This is a genomic window from Peptostreptococcus canis, from assembly GCF_014229965.1.
Taxonomy (GTDB): domain Bacteria; phylum Bacillota; class Clostridia; order Peptostreptococcales; family Peptostreptococcaceae; genus Peptostreptococcus; species Peptostreptococcus canis.
Genome location: NZ_JABGBW010000019.1, coordinates 3,391 through 3,647 on the forward strand (window position 1 = coordinate 3,391; position 257 = coordinate 3,647).

The 257-nt window shown below is 31.1% G+C and carries 1 protein-coding gene; it reads right to left on the reverse strand.

What is annotated here, in order from left to right; genetic code table 11:
• Window positions 1-257 (reverse strand): Cna B-type domain-containing protein (locus HLB29_RS09415; RefSeq protein WP_185624894.1); only part of this gene is annotated, 257 nt, incomplete at both ends.

Consider the following 257-nt stretch of genomic DNA (forward strand, 5'->3'; position numbering starts at 1 on the left):
TAACCTTCAATTTTGTCTTCTTTTACTGTGTACTTGATTTCTTGACCTTGCTCATTGTATTTATCACGATTATCAAAAGTCCATCTCCAATTGTTAGCTTTATTTAGGTCTTTATAGGTAACTTCTTTTCCATCTGCAAAAAGTCTTACTCTTACAGAATCTAACTCTTCCCCTTCCCATTTCTTTTCTACAGGAATCGATATTTTTTCTATATTTTTATTAGTGATAGTAAATCCAGTTTTGGCATTTCCTTCTTT